The sequence below is a fragment of the uncultured Bacteroides sp. genome (assembly GCF_905207245.1).
In the GTDB taxonomy this organism is placed as follows: Bacteria; Bacteroidota; Bacteroidia; order Bacteroidales; family Bacteroidaceae; genus Bacteroides.
Genome location: NZ_CAJLKP010000103.1, coordinates 1 through 16,353, shown reverse-complemented (window position 1 = coordinate 16,353; position 16,353 = coordinate 1). Strand labels below are relative to the sequence as shown.

General features: G+C 46.5%; 10 protein-coding genes and 1 pseudogene. 2 read left to right on the top strand and 9 right to left on the bottom strand.

Annotated elements, in window-relative coordinates; genetic code table 11:
• The first annotated feature begins 685 nt into the window (after positions 1–685).
• Entirely contained in the window at positions 686–1,087 is a 402-nt protein-coding gene (locus tag QZ135_RS22000; protein WP_294614625.1) for a hypothetical protein, read from the top strand.
• A gap of 36 nt (positions 1,088–1,123) precedes the next feature.
• Here QZ135_RS22000 and QZ135_RS21995 read toward each other — a convergent pair.
• The 9 genes and pseudogenes from QZ135_RS21995 to QZ135_RS21955 all read right to left on the bottom strand — a co-directional run.
• Positions 1,124–1,312: pseudogene (locus QZ135_RS21995) on the bottom strand (cell filamentation protein Fic); the annotation flags it as partial.
• Positions 1,313–1,800: 488 nt separating this feature from the next.
• Positions 1,801–4,827 carry a M14 family metallopeptidase gene (locus tag QZ135_RS21990; RefSeq protein ID WP_294614622.1) on the bottom strand — a complete coding sequence of 1,009 codons (3,027 nt, stop codon included), beginning with the start codon at positions 4,825–4,827 and terminating at the stop codon, positions 1,801–1,803.
• A complete protein-coding gene (gene iadA, locus QZ135_RS21985) occupies positions 4,824–5,969 on the bottom strand; it encodes a beta-aspartyl-peptidase (protein WP_294614619.1) in 1,146 nt (381 codons plus the stop codon). Before iadA ends, QZ135_RS21990 begins: the two co-directional genes overlap by 4 nt.
• A 14-nt stretch (positions 5,970–5,983) precedes the next feature.
• A complete protein-coding gene (gene dcuC, locus QZ135_RS21980) occupies positions 5,984–7,372 on the bottom strand; it encodes a C4-dicarboxylate transporter DcuC (RefSeq protein ID WP_294614616.1) in 1,389 nt (462 codons plus the stop codon).
• A gap of 148 nt (positions 7,373–7,520) precedes the next feature.
• Positions 7,521–9,314: a RagB/SusD family nutrient uptake outer membrane protein gene (locus QZ135_RS21975; RefSeq protein ID WP_294614613.1), complete on the bottom strand. Its 1,794-nt coding sequence runs from the start codon at positions 9,312–9,314 to the stop codon at positions 7,521–7,523.
• A gap of 24 nt (positions 9,315–9,338) precedes the next feature.
• Positions 9,339–12,380, bottom strand: coding sequence for a TonB-dependent receptor (locus QZ135_RS21970; RefSeq protein WP_294614610.1), 3,042 nt, complete (start codon positions 12,378–12,380; stop codon positions 9,339–9,341).
• A gap of 202 nt (positions 12,381–12,582) precedes the next feature.
• Positions 12,583–14,298, bottom strand: coding sequence for a DUF6377 domain-containing protein (locus QZ135_RS21965; protein ID WP_294614607.1), 1,716 nt, complete (start codon positions 14,296–14,298; stop codon positions 12,583–12,585).
• 6 nt (positions 14,299–14,304) lie between these two features.
• Positions 14,305–15,267: a tetratricopeptide repeat protein gene (locus QZ135_RS21960; RefSeq protein WP_294614628.1), complete on the bottom strand. Its 963-nt coding sequence runs from the start codon at positions 15,265–15,267 to the stop codon at positions 14,305–14,307.
• Complete coding sequence (locus QZ135_RS21955) at positions 15,267–15,449, bottom strand: hypothetical protein (RefSeq protein WP_294614604.1); 183 nt, start codon at positions 15,447–15,449, stop codon at positions 15,267–15,269. Before QZ135_RS21955 ends, QZ135_RS21960 begins: the two co-directional genes overlap by 1 nt.
• A gap of 4 nt (positions 15,450–15,453) precedes the next feature.
• On the opposite strand from QZ135_RS21955, the gene QZ135_RS21950 reads away from it, so the two are divergent.
• Positions 15,454–16,251 carry a M48 family metallopeptidase gene (locus QZ135_RS21950; RefSeq protein ID WP_294614601.1) on the top strand — a complete coding sequence of 266 codons (798 nt, stop codon included), beginning with the start codon at positions 15,454–15,456 and terminating at the stop codon, positions 16,249–16,251.
• Positions 16,252–16,353 lie beyond the last annotated feature (102 nt).

Genomic DNA, 16,353 nt, shown 5'->3' with positions numbered 1-16,353 from the left:
ACATACAAACTCCCGCTCTACTTTCTGGCTAAAGTAAAAGTAAAAAAAGAAGTAATATGCATAAGTAAACAAATTCATACTTTCGTTTTCTTTTTGTTTTTAATTTCATGGCAAAAGTAATACTTTTCTCTTATATGCAAGCAAAAAATGATATTTTTTTTATTTCTTCTTCAAATTTATCTTTCAGACTACTGCTTCCGACTGTCTTTTTCTGCCGGAAATCAGTCAATCGTTGTGCATGATTCTTTTGATTTACTCCCATTTGTTCACGGCATCGTTAGGCTGTGCCTGCCTCGGAGTACTATGACCTTCGCGGATGTACTTTTATAACGGGTGTTTGGGGCACTGACTACTTTTTGGGGGGGAATATCCTGATTCAATAAAAAAGCATTCTTCTTTTGGCTATTCACTGCAATTCATCTATCTTTGCATTAGCCGAAGAGAAATGCGGCATGTTGAAGCTATTTTTGATAACGAAAAAAACTGGTAATTTTATTTAAGTCAAGAAACAGAACTTCAATAAAGATGTTTCACGCAGACCATAAAGGGTCGGGCGTGCAAGCATGTTTATGAGTTCTGTGGGTATACCAGTGCCTTTCGTTACATAAATATGAACTATACGTCCGACTTCTTTTTGTATAAGGGGGATGAGGGCAATTTTAAATATTTAAAACCCGAAGAAGGCATGAATACCCCGAAGGATGAAATGATAACAGAGGTCATCCATTGCATGACAGAACAGAGGAAACACGAGATATGGGAAGTGCTCTACCCATTAAGTATAAAATATGGTTTTACGCTCGACTCCGACTATGCCAGCATTACGCTGGAACCTCCCTATAAAGACTTTTCGGAAGAAAAATGCGGATGTAAAATACCGCTGGATTCCGTGTTCAGTGCCTTTGTGAAAGGTGATTTTCTGTATGTGATGTGCCGCGGGAAAGTGTATTTTATTCTCGATCTGGAAAGTGGTTTGTGGAGACTGTATTTGCCGATGCACCGACCTCCAAGGCTGAAAGTACTGTGGTGGAGGATTCAAGAGACGGTAAGGGATTTGGTGTGGTTGGTGAGGCATTGGAGGGACTGAAGCAATTTTAGTCAGTATTGTTTTTAGGAAGTTGCATTCATCATCTATTGCAAATACCTTTTGAATGTATTCATGTAATCGTTCGGTTGCCCAACGCCTGAAGCGTGTCGCTACCTGAAGTTGTTGCGTGAGCCACACATCGGTATCAGCAAACCGTACATTGACTTTGGGCACACCATTATCATCTTGGTAGATGATTATATTATTTTTATCATCAAACTCCATATAAATCTATTTCATATAATAATATCATAATTTGGGTTATTTATACAGCAAATATTATATACCGTTTTTAGACAAGGTAAAGATAACAGCGATCTTTGGAATTCTACTATTTGTAAAGATGGAATTTATAGCTGTGATGTAAATTATGCCCAAATGTACTTTAGTTCATATCCGTACAAAAATGAACTAAATGCAATAGCTAACTCCGTTCTTAGGCATTCCTATACTTTTTCCCTTCCAACGGTTAGCCTTTTCCATCCGAACATTTATTCTTTCCACCGTGGAGTTTCTTTCTTTCCACCATGGTGGAAATAATAAGTACCTACTACAATTTTCCTTAACCGTCGTAGCGAAAAGAGATAAAAGTGGCGATGCGGTGGCTTAACCTCTGAAACTTATATTATTCATGCGAATCAGGAGGGGAAATTATGTTCATATCCCGTCAAAAAAGAATTAATCAATTTGATGTGTAATTAATCGGAATGGAGTTAGAAACCTTTCCTGTATATCGGCAACTCTTTCCCAAACTCCGTATGAACCACTTCGAAATTGACAAAGCCATTCACGGACTCCGGTTCTAACAGCGTTGTCGCAAGGTTTGCATTCTTCTGTGAAAGACGAATGATGAAACAACCTGCCGGGAAGTTCTTCTTTTCCTTTACCGTCCGTGTAGAGACTGTGACCGGATAAATCTTTTCCCATTCCTTGGTAACTTTCTTGTATCCGGTAACTATATACTTCTCTACGGTGGCTGTGAAGGTTTTTCCTATCTCTTCTACTTCTATTCCTAAAGCCCGCAATTTCTCTGCTTGCATCCGGCAGGTATTCGGCAGAATATATGCTTTGGGACGTTTGCGTACTAACTCAGCTTTCAGTTGAAGTGCATCGAAGGTAGGCAGAGGTTCCGTAAAACGTTCGTTCTTGGCAAGGTCAATAAAAGTAACGGGAAGCTCTGTCCGTGCGGATTGAAAAGTGACGGATATATCACTCTTTCCACTGCAAGTCTCTTTTACGGCCTTTCGTATCTCACTTCTTACTTCTTTTGAATGAAGAGTCGCCGTTTCCAAAAGACTGCGGGATACCAAAAAACCACATTCTGCACGACGGGCAAAACTCGCTCTTCCCAATCCTATTCCACGGATTTCTATGAATAGAGATACCGTATTGGTGAGTCCCTGAAACGTGGAACTGGATTGCGGGTTCTTGGCATCTTTCATTGCATACAAGCTATCATTTCTGACACTGGGTGTAAAGTAAAAGCCTGAATGATAACTGTTAGCTTCCAATGCCTTCTCTGCTTCTTCACGGAATAAGCCGTTGGAAAGTGTACGTATTCCGGCAGGGATATTCAAATGCCCGCTGGGTAGGAAAAGGACATCGGGGGCCGTAGCTACTTTAGTACCCCGAAGCAATTCAAACTCCTTGCGGAACGGATTGAATTCGTGAATATCCAGCGCTATTTCGGGATTCCATTCCTTGTACGCTTTTTTAAGAAGAAGAGTCACCGGATCGGCAAGTTTACTTTGATCCCGGTTCAAATCATACCCACTGCCCGATTTACGGCTTTGCATGGCATAACCGTCCGTATTGGCTATGGGTACAAGCGCAAGAGAAACCTTTCTCAATAGTTCAGTACCTTCGGGCGTATTCAGTAAATAATCGACAAGCATACAGGTTGCTTCCGGCCCGGCAGGTTCGTTGCCGTGCAGTCCTGCTTGTATCCAGACTCTTATTTTCTTTTTCTCGTTGGGAGTTCCGAAATAGAGCACGGGGATATCCCTGCCCTGTGGAGTCTTTCCTATATCGGACAGCGTAACCTTACCGGGATGCTTGTCGGCTAAATCCTTCAAATATCTGTTTATCTCGAACAAGGAAGCCAGACCTTCTTCAAGCGGCTTGCCGAGGGTGGGAGTGGAATATTGCTGTTCCGGTTCGGGATAGAAACGGCGGGTTACCTCTTCCGGCTGCACCGTGGGCTGGATATTCCAGAGAGAAGGGTTGCTGAATACGGTTTCTTGCGCAATACGTTGCAGATAGAGTGCTTCCTCTTCGGGCAGTCCGACATAATAAGTACTTGTATAGGGTTTCTGAAAAAATACGCTACAGAATACATTGGCGACAAGATAAGAACCCTGTCGGGAAGGGTGGCTGTGATCGTTGTTGTAAAGCGTGATACTTGGATTCTCCGTGCGGACACGCTTCCAAGCGATGCCGACGGGGGCACACCAGGCATTCAGTTGAACAGTCATCTCCAAATAACTTTCAGCCAGTCGTTGCTGCATTTCGGTATATGTGTCGATGTCGTGTCCCCAGGTCATGTAGAAAACGGTTTTTCCCTTCGGATTGTAAAGGCGGCGCAGGCTGTCGAGGGAGTGGGCGGGCTTGTATACATTCTCCCGTACCCATTCCTTTTCGCGGGCAGGCGCTTTACTTTGGTCTTGCAGGATGACGAAATCCCAGTTTCCTTCACGAATGGCATCCAGGGTTTCAGGATTGGCGGCATGTTTCCTCAATGTCCAGCCGCCGTGTTCCACCAATTTTACAGAAAGCTTGTGGCCGGTGGAGGCGGCAAGGGCCTGCACTTGTCGGACTAAACGGTTGTATTGTGTGTAGCTGTTGCCTATGAACAGTGCACGTAGGGAATCTCCCAACATGGCAGGAACGGCACGTCTGCCCATTCCGGTGGAGTGGTGTCCGATGCCCTGTTCTTCTATTTTCTGCCAGTTGCAGGGCCAGTTGTGTTCGGCTGCTATCTGGTGGAGGTATTGGTAGAACTGATTGCCACGCTCGTAGCGGTTGCGTCCCTGTGCTTCGGCTTCGGGAGTCTTTCTTAAATATGATTCGCGGATGGTGTCTCCCGTAGCCAATTGGAGGATAATCGGTTTGGCAAGGTATTTCCTGATTGTTTCGGGGGTGACATACGGAATGTTGCGCACTCCGTAGGGAAAATCTTGCGAAGCATCGGGGAAGGTGTACCATCCCGGACTGCCGATAACGGCTTTCTCCACATACGGACTGTCATAAAAAAGCATGAAACGCTGCACAAACTGCCCTCCGGCTGAGTGACCGTAAATCATATATCCTTTCCGTTCACTACCTGAAGATTGGCGGACGTACTCAAAGATTTTATCAACCAGTGCCGGCGTTTGCTTTTCGACCGGACGTATCGTGTGATCTTTGTCATTCATGACACCGACTTCCTGATAATCGGGCAAAGGAAACCTTTCCAGATCGAAGTGGGGAATGAAAACTATGAATTTATGCTTCTCTGCCTCCTGCTTCCAGGCTTTGAGCAGATAAGTGAAACCGCGGTCGGCACCTTCAAAGACAAAGACAATGGGCATCCGGCGTACATCGCCCGAAGCCGGAATGTAATAGTGCACATCTACCGGACGGTCGGCAAAAGGCGGATAGTCTTTGTAGGTGAACTTGCCTTCACCCACGGGAAGCACGGAGGCGGCACGGAGTCCGGCGCCCAGAAAGACAATGGCAAAAAATAGAATCAGTCTTTTCATTCTTCATACCTCCCTTTTTTAATGACTTCTTTATCCTTTAGGGCGAGTTTGCCGCGTGCTATGACGTGTGTCAGTTGAAGCTCGGAATCGAGGAAACAGAGGTCGGCATCGAAACCGATGTCTATTCTGCCTTTGGTACGCAGTTTGAGGTTGCGTGCCGGATTGCTGGTGATAAGGGTCAGTGCCTGTTCCAGAGGCAACAGACCTTCTTTTACGAGCAATGTCATCTCCTGCAAGTTGAGGTGCAGGGGAGCGGGGCGATAGGTCGTTTCTTTTGTTTCGGGATTGGTACGGCGCACTCCGCCACGGCCGTCACTGGAGAAGGTGATGCGGTCGAGGGGTACATGGGCTTCGAGGGCTTTCATGACGCAGCGATGGGGAGCGTCGAATTTGGTTCCTCCGGTGGAGAAATCTACCATACCACCCATGCAGGCAAATTCTACGGCTTGCCAGAATAAAGCTTCCGTGCGTATCAGGTGGGTAGGCGAGAGATAGGGAATCAGCGTGGGATATTTGCGGGCGATGTCCAGCAACGGGGTGATACCGTCGGGTAAGGCTCCCAGATGAATATGCAGGATACCTCCTTTGCCGGAAGTGAAACCGCCGAGGCGTACTTGGTTGATGAGGCGCAGTATCTCCAGTTCGGTGGGGAGAGCGCTGCGGTCGTCACTCATGGCAAGTTTGCAACCGATCACTTTGTCGATGAAGATGAGATCGTCGGCTACGCAGGACATCAGTGTTTTGGGAGGCAATCCGTAGAAACTGGTAAGCATGTAGGCGCTGAGGCCGTCATCTTCCAGGGCTTTGGTTTTAGCATAAAGGGTGGTCAGTTCTTTTACGAAACCGTCTGTGCCGAGTAGTCCTACCACGGTGGTGGTTCCGCAAGCCACCAGTTCGCTCATGGAGACGTCGGGGACTAAAGAAGCATAGCCGGTTTGTCCGCCGCCACCGGTGATGTGGACGTGCTGGTCGATAAAGCCGGGGGTGACGGCGCACCCGCCGGCGTCTATGGTATCAAATGGAATACCGGTCAGTTCTATCTTCCGGTCTATGAGGGCTATTTTATCATCTGCCAGCAGAACGTCGTTCATGCCAAGATGTTCCGGAGAGTATAAGTTTGCATTTTTAATGAGTGTGAACATGATTCGGAGTTGTTTTATAGTGTTATGAAATGATAAGCTATCAGGAATAGAATGCTGCCTATAAGGGGCAGGGTATTTCTCTTTGCCAGTTCAATGGGCGATACACCCGCCACGCCGGCAATGGCGACAATGATACCCGCTATGGGAGATGCGGCACGCCCCATACTGGCGGATAACTGCAAAGGAAGCACGAGGGAATAGGCAGGCATACCCAACTGTCCGGCAATTCCGGGCAGTAACGGACCGAACGAGAAGAAGGCCGCGTTTCCGCTTCCCATCAACATGGCCGCACAGAAGATTATCAGGGCGAAGACTGCTGCGATGGCAATGCCGGAAAGTCCTATATGCGTGGAGTAATCTACCAGTGAGTCGATGAAGCCGAGGCTAATCAGTCCTTTGGAGAATATCTCGGAGGCAACAATCAGTGTCACGACACTTCCGAAGACATTTCCCATCCCTTTCCAAAAGCTGGAGAAGGCATCAAAGGTTTTCCGTATATTGCGTGTATGGCAGCCTACGAATACAAGTGAGACAAAGAGGGAAAATAGCATGGCGGTCGTTGTATTGAGTGTTATGGGAGGTTGGAACAGCTCCACATAGGGTGAAAATATAATGAGAAGCGCAAGCGGAAGTACGGGCAACAAGGCGAATGTCAATGGAATATCCGGTTGGACAGAGGTCTGAGGGACTTCTGCTGTTTCACGGTTTTCCATACTCTGCTTGGCGGCTTCTTTTTTATCGAAATACCTATTGTTGAAGTAAAACAGGGTCATGACTACCAAGGTGGTAGGGATAACCAAAGGGAGTTGGTGGGTAATGAAATAAGCTACGTTGGTCTGCTCGATAAGTTCGGCGGCGAGGGCTGTGTTTGCCGAGCCGGGACCCTGGTCGAACAGTGTTGCGGCGGCAATGACGGATAATGCGGTGAGGCGGCTTACTCCCAATCCGATGAGGACGGGGTAAACGGAGGCGACAAGCAAGAGTCCTAATCCGGCTGCCGAGGGGGTAGTGATAAATAGCAACTGGCCGATGGGGATGGTGACGGTAGCTGCCAGGTAGGGATAACGACGAAAGAAACCCAACGGTTTCATGGAGATGTGCACCAGGGCATTGGTGGCTTTTATGTGGTTCATAAAGGCTACATAGCCGCCAATGGTCATAATCATCAGTCCTGCGCGAGACAGGTTGCCGATGAATGTTTCTTCCACCACTTTCACCAAATCGAATACAACGCTGCCGGTAGGCTTGTCCGGAATAACAGGTTGGATATTGAGCACGAAGGCAAATGTCAGCATGATGAGCCCGGCCAACATTAATACTCCTTGCGGGTTGAGCTTCCGGTAGAGGTAAATAGCAGTGAAAGTAGTCACTACAATACAGAGTAGGAAGGCTATAACTGGCATATCTTGTAGGGTTCTAAGTTTATAAATAGAGCTGGATTAACACACACTATGAAACGGCTGCGACGGATTTTTACTTTGGAAGTTATTATCAGTTTTATGTATACCAGTATCAGTCCGTTTGCATCCGTTTCATACATGTGCAGTTCTTTTATAGATATCCCGGATTATTTTCCAGTTGACGACCTGTATTAGAGTCAATGAATTCTTGTGGAATCGGGAACAACACAGGCGTATCATACGAATTCATACCTCGTGCATCGCGTCCTGCAATCTCATTTAACTGGCGCATACGACGTTTGAAGTAGTTGTTCACATCACGTTCATCTCCACCTTTCTCCTGGCTTACGCGAATCAGGGTGTGGCGGCGTTCTTCTTCGGAAAGGAGTTCGCGACTGCGTTCATCCAGAATGAAATCGAGTCCTCCTGCTGTCAGTTCGGCTTCCGTGATGCTGACAGCATTAGAACGGTTACGCACCTTGTTAATCCATTTGATGGCTTCACCTGCCTGATTGTTCTTCAGCAGAGCTTCCGCATAAAGCAGGTAAGTGTCTGCCAGACGAAGGTAAACGATATCCTGATAGCATCCGTCCTTGTCACCGTTTGCCATCAACGGTGCTACGTAGTCCCATTTGCGGGTGGTAGGCCAGTTGTACTTCTTGATGGTGGTTTTATTGTCGTCCAGCATGGCGGCGCTTACGATGGTGTCCACTACCGTTTTCCCGTTATTTAGATATTCCGTGACTTTGCCGTCGGCACCTCTCTCATTGATGGTCCATACCACTGCGTAATCGGATACGCGGTCATCCTTTGTGCCCTGATCCTTGTAGTTGTAGAGGCGGAAAGCTCCCCGTGACGGAACGCAACGTCCGGCACCTTTACCGCCGTTGTTTATCCAGAACACCTGGGGCCAGGTGGCCGTGCCGCTTGTATAGTCCGGGTCTTTCATATTACTTTTGTTGATGACGCCATCGTTGGAATAATAGTTCTTATAAGTACTCTTCATATACACCTCTGCTGTACCGAAAGCACTGTTTTCCGGTTCCGTGTTGACGAAAGCGTATAGAACCTCCGTATTTCCATCTGCATACATCGGTGTGCGGAATACATCGATGAACGGGCAGCCGGGGTTGGCGGCGTTCTTTCCGAAGCGGGTAGTCATCAGGCTATATTCCTTACCTTCTACCAGTGGTTTCAATACTTCAGCGGCTTTGCCGGGCTGGTCCATTGCCAGATATAACTCACCCAGGTAGTGGCGTGCTACGGCTCCGGAAATCTTACTGTTGTTCTCTTCGCGGAGTGGCAGGTTGTTCATGGCGAATGTGAAATCCTGCTCCATCACTTCACGAATAGACTCTACGGAGTTGCGTTCCCAGTCGTTACGGTAGTTCATACCCGTAATCTCTTCGGTTGACAGAGGTACGGCGCCGAATGAATAAGTCAGGTGGCGATAGGCCCATGCGCGGAAGAAGCGGGCTTGCGCTATAATCTTGTTCTTATGGGCGGCAGCTTCCGTTTCCGTCCCTTTCCAGTCGATACCGCTGCCTTCTGCACGTGAAATCACCATATTGGCAGTGTTGATGATACGATAGCACCATTGGAAGATGTTCTGGAATATCCGTAAATCTGTCTGATTGATTTGAGACGGATAATACATATACTTGAACTCACTGTGTGAGTTGTTACTCCATGAATTATCGACACCGCTACCCCATGCTGCGTGCAGCACAAGCGGCAGGCCACCGCCCAGTGCATCGGCACGGCGGTATTCGTTGCGCATCATTCCGTTAAGGGTGATTACCATGGACTGGAATCCACTGTAATCTACCAACAGGTTCTCAGGATAGAGTGAAGCACGCGGGTCTTCCTCCAGGAAACTGGACTCGTTGCATCCGGTGGTGCAGAGCACGAGCAGTGCTATCAGTGTATATTTTAGCTTTTTCATACTGTTTCTCTTTGTTTAAGCGGTTTATAAATCAAGTTTCAGACCGAATGTGAATGAACGCACCTGTGGAGTGGACTGTTGGTCGCTGATAAATTCCGGATCCAGACCGGTCCAGCTTGTCCAGGTTGCCAGGTTCTTGATGTTCATATATACTTCGAGGCGGTTCAGGGAAATCTTTTTCAGCCAACGCTGGGGGATGCGGTAGCCCAGTGTGACGTCCTGTACGCGGAGGAAGTCGGTCTTTTCGTAAAAGCCGGCACCCATCGGGTTTACTGAGGTGTCCAGAGAGTTTTTCGGATACTTGTTAGTCGGATTTTCCGGAGTCCAGAAGTCTACCATCAGGCGGTTCTGGCGATAAGAGTTGTGAGATACATCGTAGAGCCAGTTATTGGCGGTCTGTCCCAGTTGTGCATTCAGAAATACGCTGAGGCTCACATTCTTGTAGCGGAAAGTGTTCATCATACCCATAGTAACCTTTGGGATAGCCGAACCGATGATTTCCTTGTCTGCCGGAGTGATATCATTTACACCGTCTTTATCATGATACTTCATGTATCCGGGGATGGAGTAACGGTAGTTCGGATCTTGCTGACCGTTGGGATTTGCTGGGTCGGTGATCTGCCAGATACCGATGAAACGGTAGTCGTAGTTCACGCTGATAGGTTCGCCGATGAACCATCTGGAACCGACATCATCCATCGGTTTGCCGTCGGCATCATAGAGACCTACGTTTACAATCTTTGTTTTATAGTGCGACAGGTTGAAAGTGGTTGACCACTCAAAATCCTTCTTAGTGATATTGTTTGAAGTGATTTGTAATTCCAAACCGCGGTTTTGGGTTTCACCGATATTCTCGGTGATGTTTCCTGTTCCGTTGATGGTAGGAATGGAACGGTTCAGCAGCAAGTCGTTTGTTTTCGACCAGTAGATATCGAAAGAACCCTGGATACGCCCGCTCCACAACTGGAAGTCTATACCCGTGTTGACGGATTGTGTAGTTTCCCATCCCAATGAAGGAGAAGCCAGTTTGGAGGGATAGAAACCATAGTTCGGTGTATGATCGTCTTTCAGATAATTGAATGTTGAAAGTTCGGGTAAGGTAGTGTAGGCACCCACGGCTTCGTTACCGTTCTTACCCCATGACAAACGATATTTCAGGTTGCTAACGACTTTTGCCAGAGGACTTGCCTGGAAGAAATGTTCGTTAGAAATATTCCAGCCGATAGCCATGGAAGGGAATACGCCGAACTTGGATTGGTTGCCGAATGCCGAATAACCGTCACGGCGTGCCGTCAGTGTCAGCAGGTAGCGGCTGTCGTATGAATAGTTCAGACGCGCCATCTGTGAGATGTGGTTCTGCTTCGTATAGCTGGAACTTCCGGACATGGTGGCTGCTTTGGAAATCTGATAATAGTACATCACGTCGTTAGGGAAGTCTTTTCCTTCCATTCCGTTGCCTTCTTTTTCGTAGCTCTGTGCAGAATACAGACCGGTGAAGAAGATGCGGTGTTTGCCGAACTCACGGGTATAGGTGATGATATTTTCCAAAATCCATTCCTGTGAATGCCAGTCGTCGGTGTTCAGAATACCATTGGAACGGGCTCCATAGTAAGTATCCATACCCTGATATTGTTTCCAACTGCTGTCTTGGTAAGTATAGCCTGTGTTCAGTTTATAGCTTAACCCTGGAACAAACGGCAGCTTAATTTCAATGACATTGTTGGTGATGACTTTGGAGCGTATATCACTACTTCTATTGTTGAGGCTGCTTAGCGGGTTTACCGAAAAGGCTTCGCTGGAGTCTTCCCAAGCGGCAGAACGGATATTGCCTTCTTCGTCATAAGCCTCTGCCAGCGGGTTCATCCGGAAAGCTCTGGAGAATGAGGCGCTACTGCCGCTTCGGTCATAGCGGCCCAACTGTGTGCTGGTGGAGAATTTAAGCCAGGAATTGAATTCCTGATCCAGGTTGAAGCGGATATTGTAACGTTTGAATTGGTTGCCGACCGCCGTACCTTTCACGTCCGTATAGTTCAGCGATACGAAATAATTCGTTTTGTTCACTCCACCACGGAATGAAATGTTATGTTGTTGTTTGAAGCCGGTACGGGTTGCCAAGTCCAGCCAGTCGGTATCTGTTCCCGCTTCGTGCATACGCAGCTCGGTAGCGGTAATCGATCCCATCCACGGTTCCGGATTGCTTTCTGTCGGCGGAGTGGTATTGGCATCTCTCAATGCTTCAGTCTTGTATTTCCAGAATTCAGCACCATTCATGAGACGGGGTAAATTAATCGGATTATCAATGGTGACGTATGTGTCATAAGCTACGACCACCTTTCCTTTCTCGCCTCTTTTGGAAGTAATCAGGATGACGCCGTTTGAGCCACGTGCACCGTAGATGGCAGCCGAAGAAGCATCTTTCAGTACTTCAATGGACTCTACATCGTTCGGATTGATTTCCGACCAGGGGCCGTCAAAAGGAATACCATCCAGAATAATCAGCGGCTTATTGTCCGCTGTGATGGAGTTTTCACCACGGATGCGGGTTTTGGTGGACGAACCTTCAGCATTAGTTCCGGTCACTGAAATATTCAGTCCCGGTACGGCTCCCTGCAAAGACTGAATGATGTTGGCTTGCGGGCGGTTCTCCAGTGTTTTGGTGTTTACGGAAGCAACTGCACCTGTCATGTCCGACTTGCGCTGTACACCGTATCCCACTACAACCACTTCATCCAGCATTTTAGTATCTTCCTTCAGAATGATGTTGATAGGTTTGGTTCCGTTGACTTTTACGTCTTGGTTCAGATAGCCGATAAAGGAAATCTCAAGTGTGGCTCCGTTAGGTACATTGGGCAGTGAGAAATCTCCGTCTACATTGCTGACACTTCCTGTGCCTGTACCTTTTACGATGACATTGGCACCGATGATGGGCTCTCCTTTTTCATCTTTTACGTTTCCGGTGACTGTGACTTGCTGTTGTGCAAATGCATTGACCGAAATGAACAGTAACAAAGCGCAGCAGACAAGAATAAGTCTGCCAAGGCGTTTTTCTTTTCTTTCGTTCTTCATGATTAATTTGATAGTTAACATAAGTTCTTGTTTTAAATCTCTTCGGCAAAGATATATGTAACAAGGGGCTATTCACTTCGTGGGGTAAACCGTTGAAGTAAACTGTTAAAAGGGATAAGTAGTTGATTATTAGTTGTATGTGGCGGAGGTGGAAAACTGGGAAGTAAACTTCCCGATAGGAATCGGGAGTGAAAGACAGAGGTTACGCTTTGTATTTTCCGAGCTTTTTGATGGCATTCATGAAGTCTTCTTTCGGAATAATGGATTTATTCCGGGTACGAAGACGGTTATTGTAGACAGTTTGTGCGGAGCAATGAAGGAAGTCGGCTATCTTCACGCTGTCCGTAATGCCCAGCCTTATTAATGCGTGTATGCGCAGTTCTGTATTCAGCAGTTCACCATCTTTCAGTTCAATCCGTTCTTCGGGCAGAAGCAAGGCATTGAAGTCCTCCACAAAATTAGGGTAGAGGTGAAGAAAGATTGTATCGAAATGCTGATAGAACTCTTTCAGTTCATTGGAGGCCATTGTTGAAGGATCAGTCATGGCCTTGACATCTTCTATCTGACCTACTTTGAGCTTCCGGTTGATGTTTTTACGGAATTCTTCCAATTTGCTGATATAAGTGGAGCAGATATTGAATACATAACCTATGTATTCCTCTTTTACATAATTGGACTCCCGCAATTGGGAATTTACCTCTTTTAATTGGGTATTCAGTTCTTTCAGTTGGTCATTGGCTTCTTCCAGACTTTGATGGGCGATGGAGAGGGCATCCATATTGACAGAGAGTTTCTGATTGGTATTGTCCAATCTCGTATTAGCTTCCTTCAATTTGTGCATTTGTTTACGGATGAACAGGAATGCGCCGATAAGTACAAGAAAAAGTAAACTGACGGTGATGAGGGAGGCTTGAAGTCGCTTTTGCTGTATGTTGTCTCGTTCCTGGTAGGCTTTGTAGATTTGATTTTGCAAATGAGACATTCTGACTATCCGTACCCGGTTATGAAAAAGCATGGCTTTTTGTGAACAGTAGACAATATAGTTATATGCGCGGTCTATCTTCCCGTGTTTAAACAGGTATTCGGCTATTTCCTGCAATGAACCTATGTCTCCGTTGACGCATCGGATGTCTGCCATGGCGGAAAGAATCAGATTTTCCAGATACTTGCTTTCATTTTTCTCGCTTCGGTAGATAGCGGACAGGTTGTATGTGGCAATGGAGTATTTTCGGCTGTCGTTGGGCAATATCTTTTTGTTATGTTCCAATGCTTGCTTGACGGGGGCTACCTCGGGAGTCCCCAAGTAGAGCCATGTCCGGGTGTTCCAGTAGCGTAATTCATCGGGAGTAGCTGTTGTCAGTATTGAATCCCGATAAGTCTTTTGAAGCTCATTGTAATGCTCCGATAAATGAGAATTCTCACCGGAGTAATCCCTTAAACGGGAGTAAAGTGTGCACAAACGGCCAAAATATTCAGAACGTAGATTTTGCGGCAATTCTTCCGAACGGATATCGCTCACAGCATTCAGTGCTTCAGTAAGAAGTCCGCAGGATGTAAGAACAAAAGACTGTTCGAGCAGAGATACCACTTCCCAGGTCCGGTTGCTGGTCTGCTGTGCCAGCCGAATGTTTTTATTGATGTAGTGCAAGGCCGAATCCGCATCATATACCCGATACTCTAAATAAATCATCCGATTCATTGCATAGAGTTCCTTTACATCTTTTACCTGGTTCTGTTGCTTCTTCAACTGCATGATGCGTTCCTCTTTTACTTTCACAAATACATCCTGATGTGCTAACAGGCTGTCCAGTGAGTAAAGAAGTTTTTTATTTTCTTTAAAGCTGCGTTCGAAACTGTCGGCAGTTGCCAATGCTGGAAAAAGAAAACAAAATACGAGTATGGAGAGGACGCTTCTCATAGGGCGTTATAGTCCTAGTACATTCGGTTGTCTTTCATTAGTTTGATTGCCATATTGCCCGTTGAAGGCTTGAACTTCTTTCGGATTTAGTTCCAGTCCTTTCTTCATATCTTCTACGGAGCCGTCCTTGTCGCCGTTTAGCAGTTTGGCACGTCCGCGTTCGTGGTAGGCCTGTGCAAAGTTAGGGTTCAGTTCGATGGCTTCATCAAAGAGGGCGATGGCTTCTGGAAGTTTCTTTTGCTCAATATAGAGTTGTCCTAAATAGAGGAAACCTTGCTCATTGAAGGGATTCAGTTCGGTTACGTGGCAATAGTCGGCTTCTGCCGCTCCGGCGTCACCGGTGGCTTCTTTGATTTTGCCGCGCAGCAAGAGGGCGCTTTCGTCATCTGCATCTTGTGCCAATATAGCATCAATGTCCTCCATGGCTTCATTATACTGCTTCATCTTGGTCAATGCTTCGGCACGTAGGAGGCGGGCTTCGGTGAAATCATCTTTCAGCACGATGGCTTTGGTGAGGTGGGCGATGCTCATAATGCCGTCATCCATTCCTTGCTTGGCCCTTCCCAGAAGGTAGTGCGCCATAGCGTTGCCTTCTTCTATTTCAATGGCTTTCTGTGCAGCTTTAGCCATGGCCTGATAATCTTCTTGCAGGTAGCATACATTGGCAAGGGTGAGGAAAGTGGAAGTATGCTCCGGTTCCAGTTTTGCCATGCGCTCCAGAAGCTCGTGTGCTTCACTGAGGGCATTTGTCTGAATGTAAACCTGGCTTAGATAACTCATGGTTTCAAAGTCATCCTGGATTGCCAAGGCTTCGGTGAAGCATTTGATTGCATAATCCGGACGTCCCATGCGCTGTGCACGCATGCCGTCATACTTGAATATTTCAAAGTTCTTCTGATCGTTTTTCTGTTTTTCAGTTTCCGGTTTTTCTTGTTTACCGGAGAAGAAAGATTTAAAGAATCCCATAATTATGTATGTCTTTGATATTTTGTTTCTATTCTTTCTGCAAACTTAATGAAAAATCTTGTTTTCATACCAAGAACTCCGCCGAAAAAGCGAAAAACATCCCCTAATATATTGATGGTATCATTAAAAATTTGTTCTTTTGCGCCACATTTATCAAAATAAAAATAATCATCTTCTAAAAACACAAGAATGAAAAAGACTCTTATGAAGTGGGCCCTTCTTCTCGTATGCATGGCTGTGACAATGCCTGCAATGGCCCAGTTTAATGTGAAAGCACTGAAAGGTGCAGTAAAAGCCGTTAAAGCGGTGACTTTGACAGATGCTCAAATGACGGAGTATGTGAAAGAATACATCGACTGGATGGATGCTCACAATCAGGTGTGTGCGGATGACAATGAGTATACTATCCGCTTGAAAAAGCTGACTGACGGCTTGACGGATGTGGAAGGAATTCCCTTGAATTTTAAGGTTTACTATGTGATAGACGTCAATGCCTTTGCGTGTGCAGATGGTAGTGTACGTGTCTTCTCCTCTCTCATGGACATCATGACGGATGAAGAGTTACTGGGTGTTATCGGTCATGAAGTCGGACACGTGGCACACAAGGATTCTAAGAACGGTTTCCGCACAGCATTGTTGACTTCTGCCCTGAAAGACGGTATTTCTTCACAAGGCGGTACGGCTGCTAAATTGACAGATTCTCAGTTGGGCGACCTGGGCGAGGCTTTGGTGAATTCCACTTACTCACAGAAGCAGGAGAGAAGTGCTGATGACTATGGATACGAGTTCCTGAAAAGTCATGGTAAGAACCCTTGGGCAATGGCTTTGTCTTTCCAAAAATTGAAGAAGTTGCAGGAAGAAGCCGGTGCACAAAAAAGCAGTAAACTGAACCAGTTGTTCTCTACCCACCCGGATTTGGATGCCCGTATCAAACGCATGGAAGAGCGTGCAACCAGCGAAGGTATTGAGAAACCGGAAGCAGAGTAATTTATTGAAATAATCCTGTTGGGTAATTGGTTTCTTTCTGTATGGTTATGAATCAGTTACGAGCTATAGGCTACAAGCTACAAGTGCCTTTCGGAACATAGC

What these genes read in the sequence shown, in the direction of transcription:
- QZ135_RS22000 (WP_294614625.1), top strand. Translation starts at nt 686, where the DNA reads ATGAATACCCCGAAGGATGAAATGATAACAGAGGTCATCCATTGCATG.
- QZ135_RS21990 (WP_294614622.1), bottom strand. Translation starts at nt 4,827, where the DNA reads ATGAAAAGACTGATTCTATTTTTTGCCATTGTCTTTCTGGGCGCCGGA.
- iadA (WP_294614619.1), bottom strand. Translation starts at nt 5,969, where the DNA reads ATGTTCACACTCATTAAAAATGCAAACTTATACTCTCCGGAACATCTT.
- dcuC (WP_294614616.1), bottom strand. Translation starts at nt 7,372, where the DNA reads ATGCCAGTTATAGCCTTCCTACTCTGTATTGTAGTGACTACTTTCACT.
- QZ135_RS21975 (WP_294614613.1), bottom strand. Translation starts at nt 9,314, where the DNA reads ATGAAAAAGCTAAAATATACACTGATAGCACTGCTCGTGCTCTGCACC.
- QZ135_RS21970 (WP_294614610.1), bottom strand. Translation starts at nt 12,380, where the DNA reads ATGAAGAACGAAAGAAAAGAAAAACGCCTTGGCAGACTTATTCTTGTC.
- QZ135_RS21965 (WP_294614607.1), bottom strand. Translation starts at nt 14,298, where the DNA reads ATGAGAAGCGTCCTCTCCATACTCGTATTTTGTTTTCTTTTTCCAGCA.
- QZ135_RS21950 (WP_294614601.1), top strand. Translation starts at nt 15,454, where the DNA reads ATGAAAAAGACTCTTATGAAGTGGGCCCTTCTTCTCGTATGCATGGCT.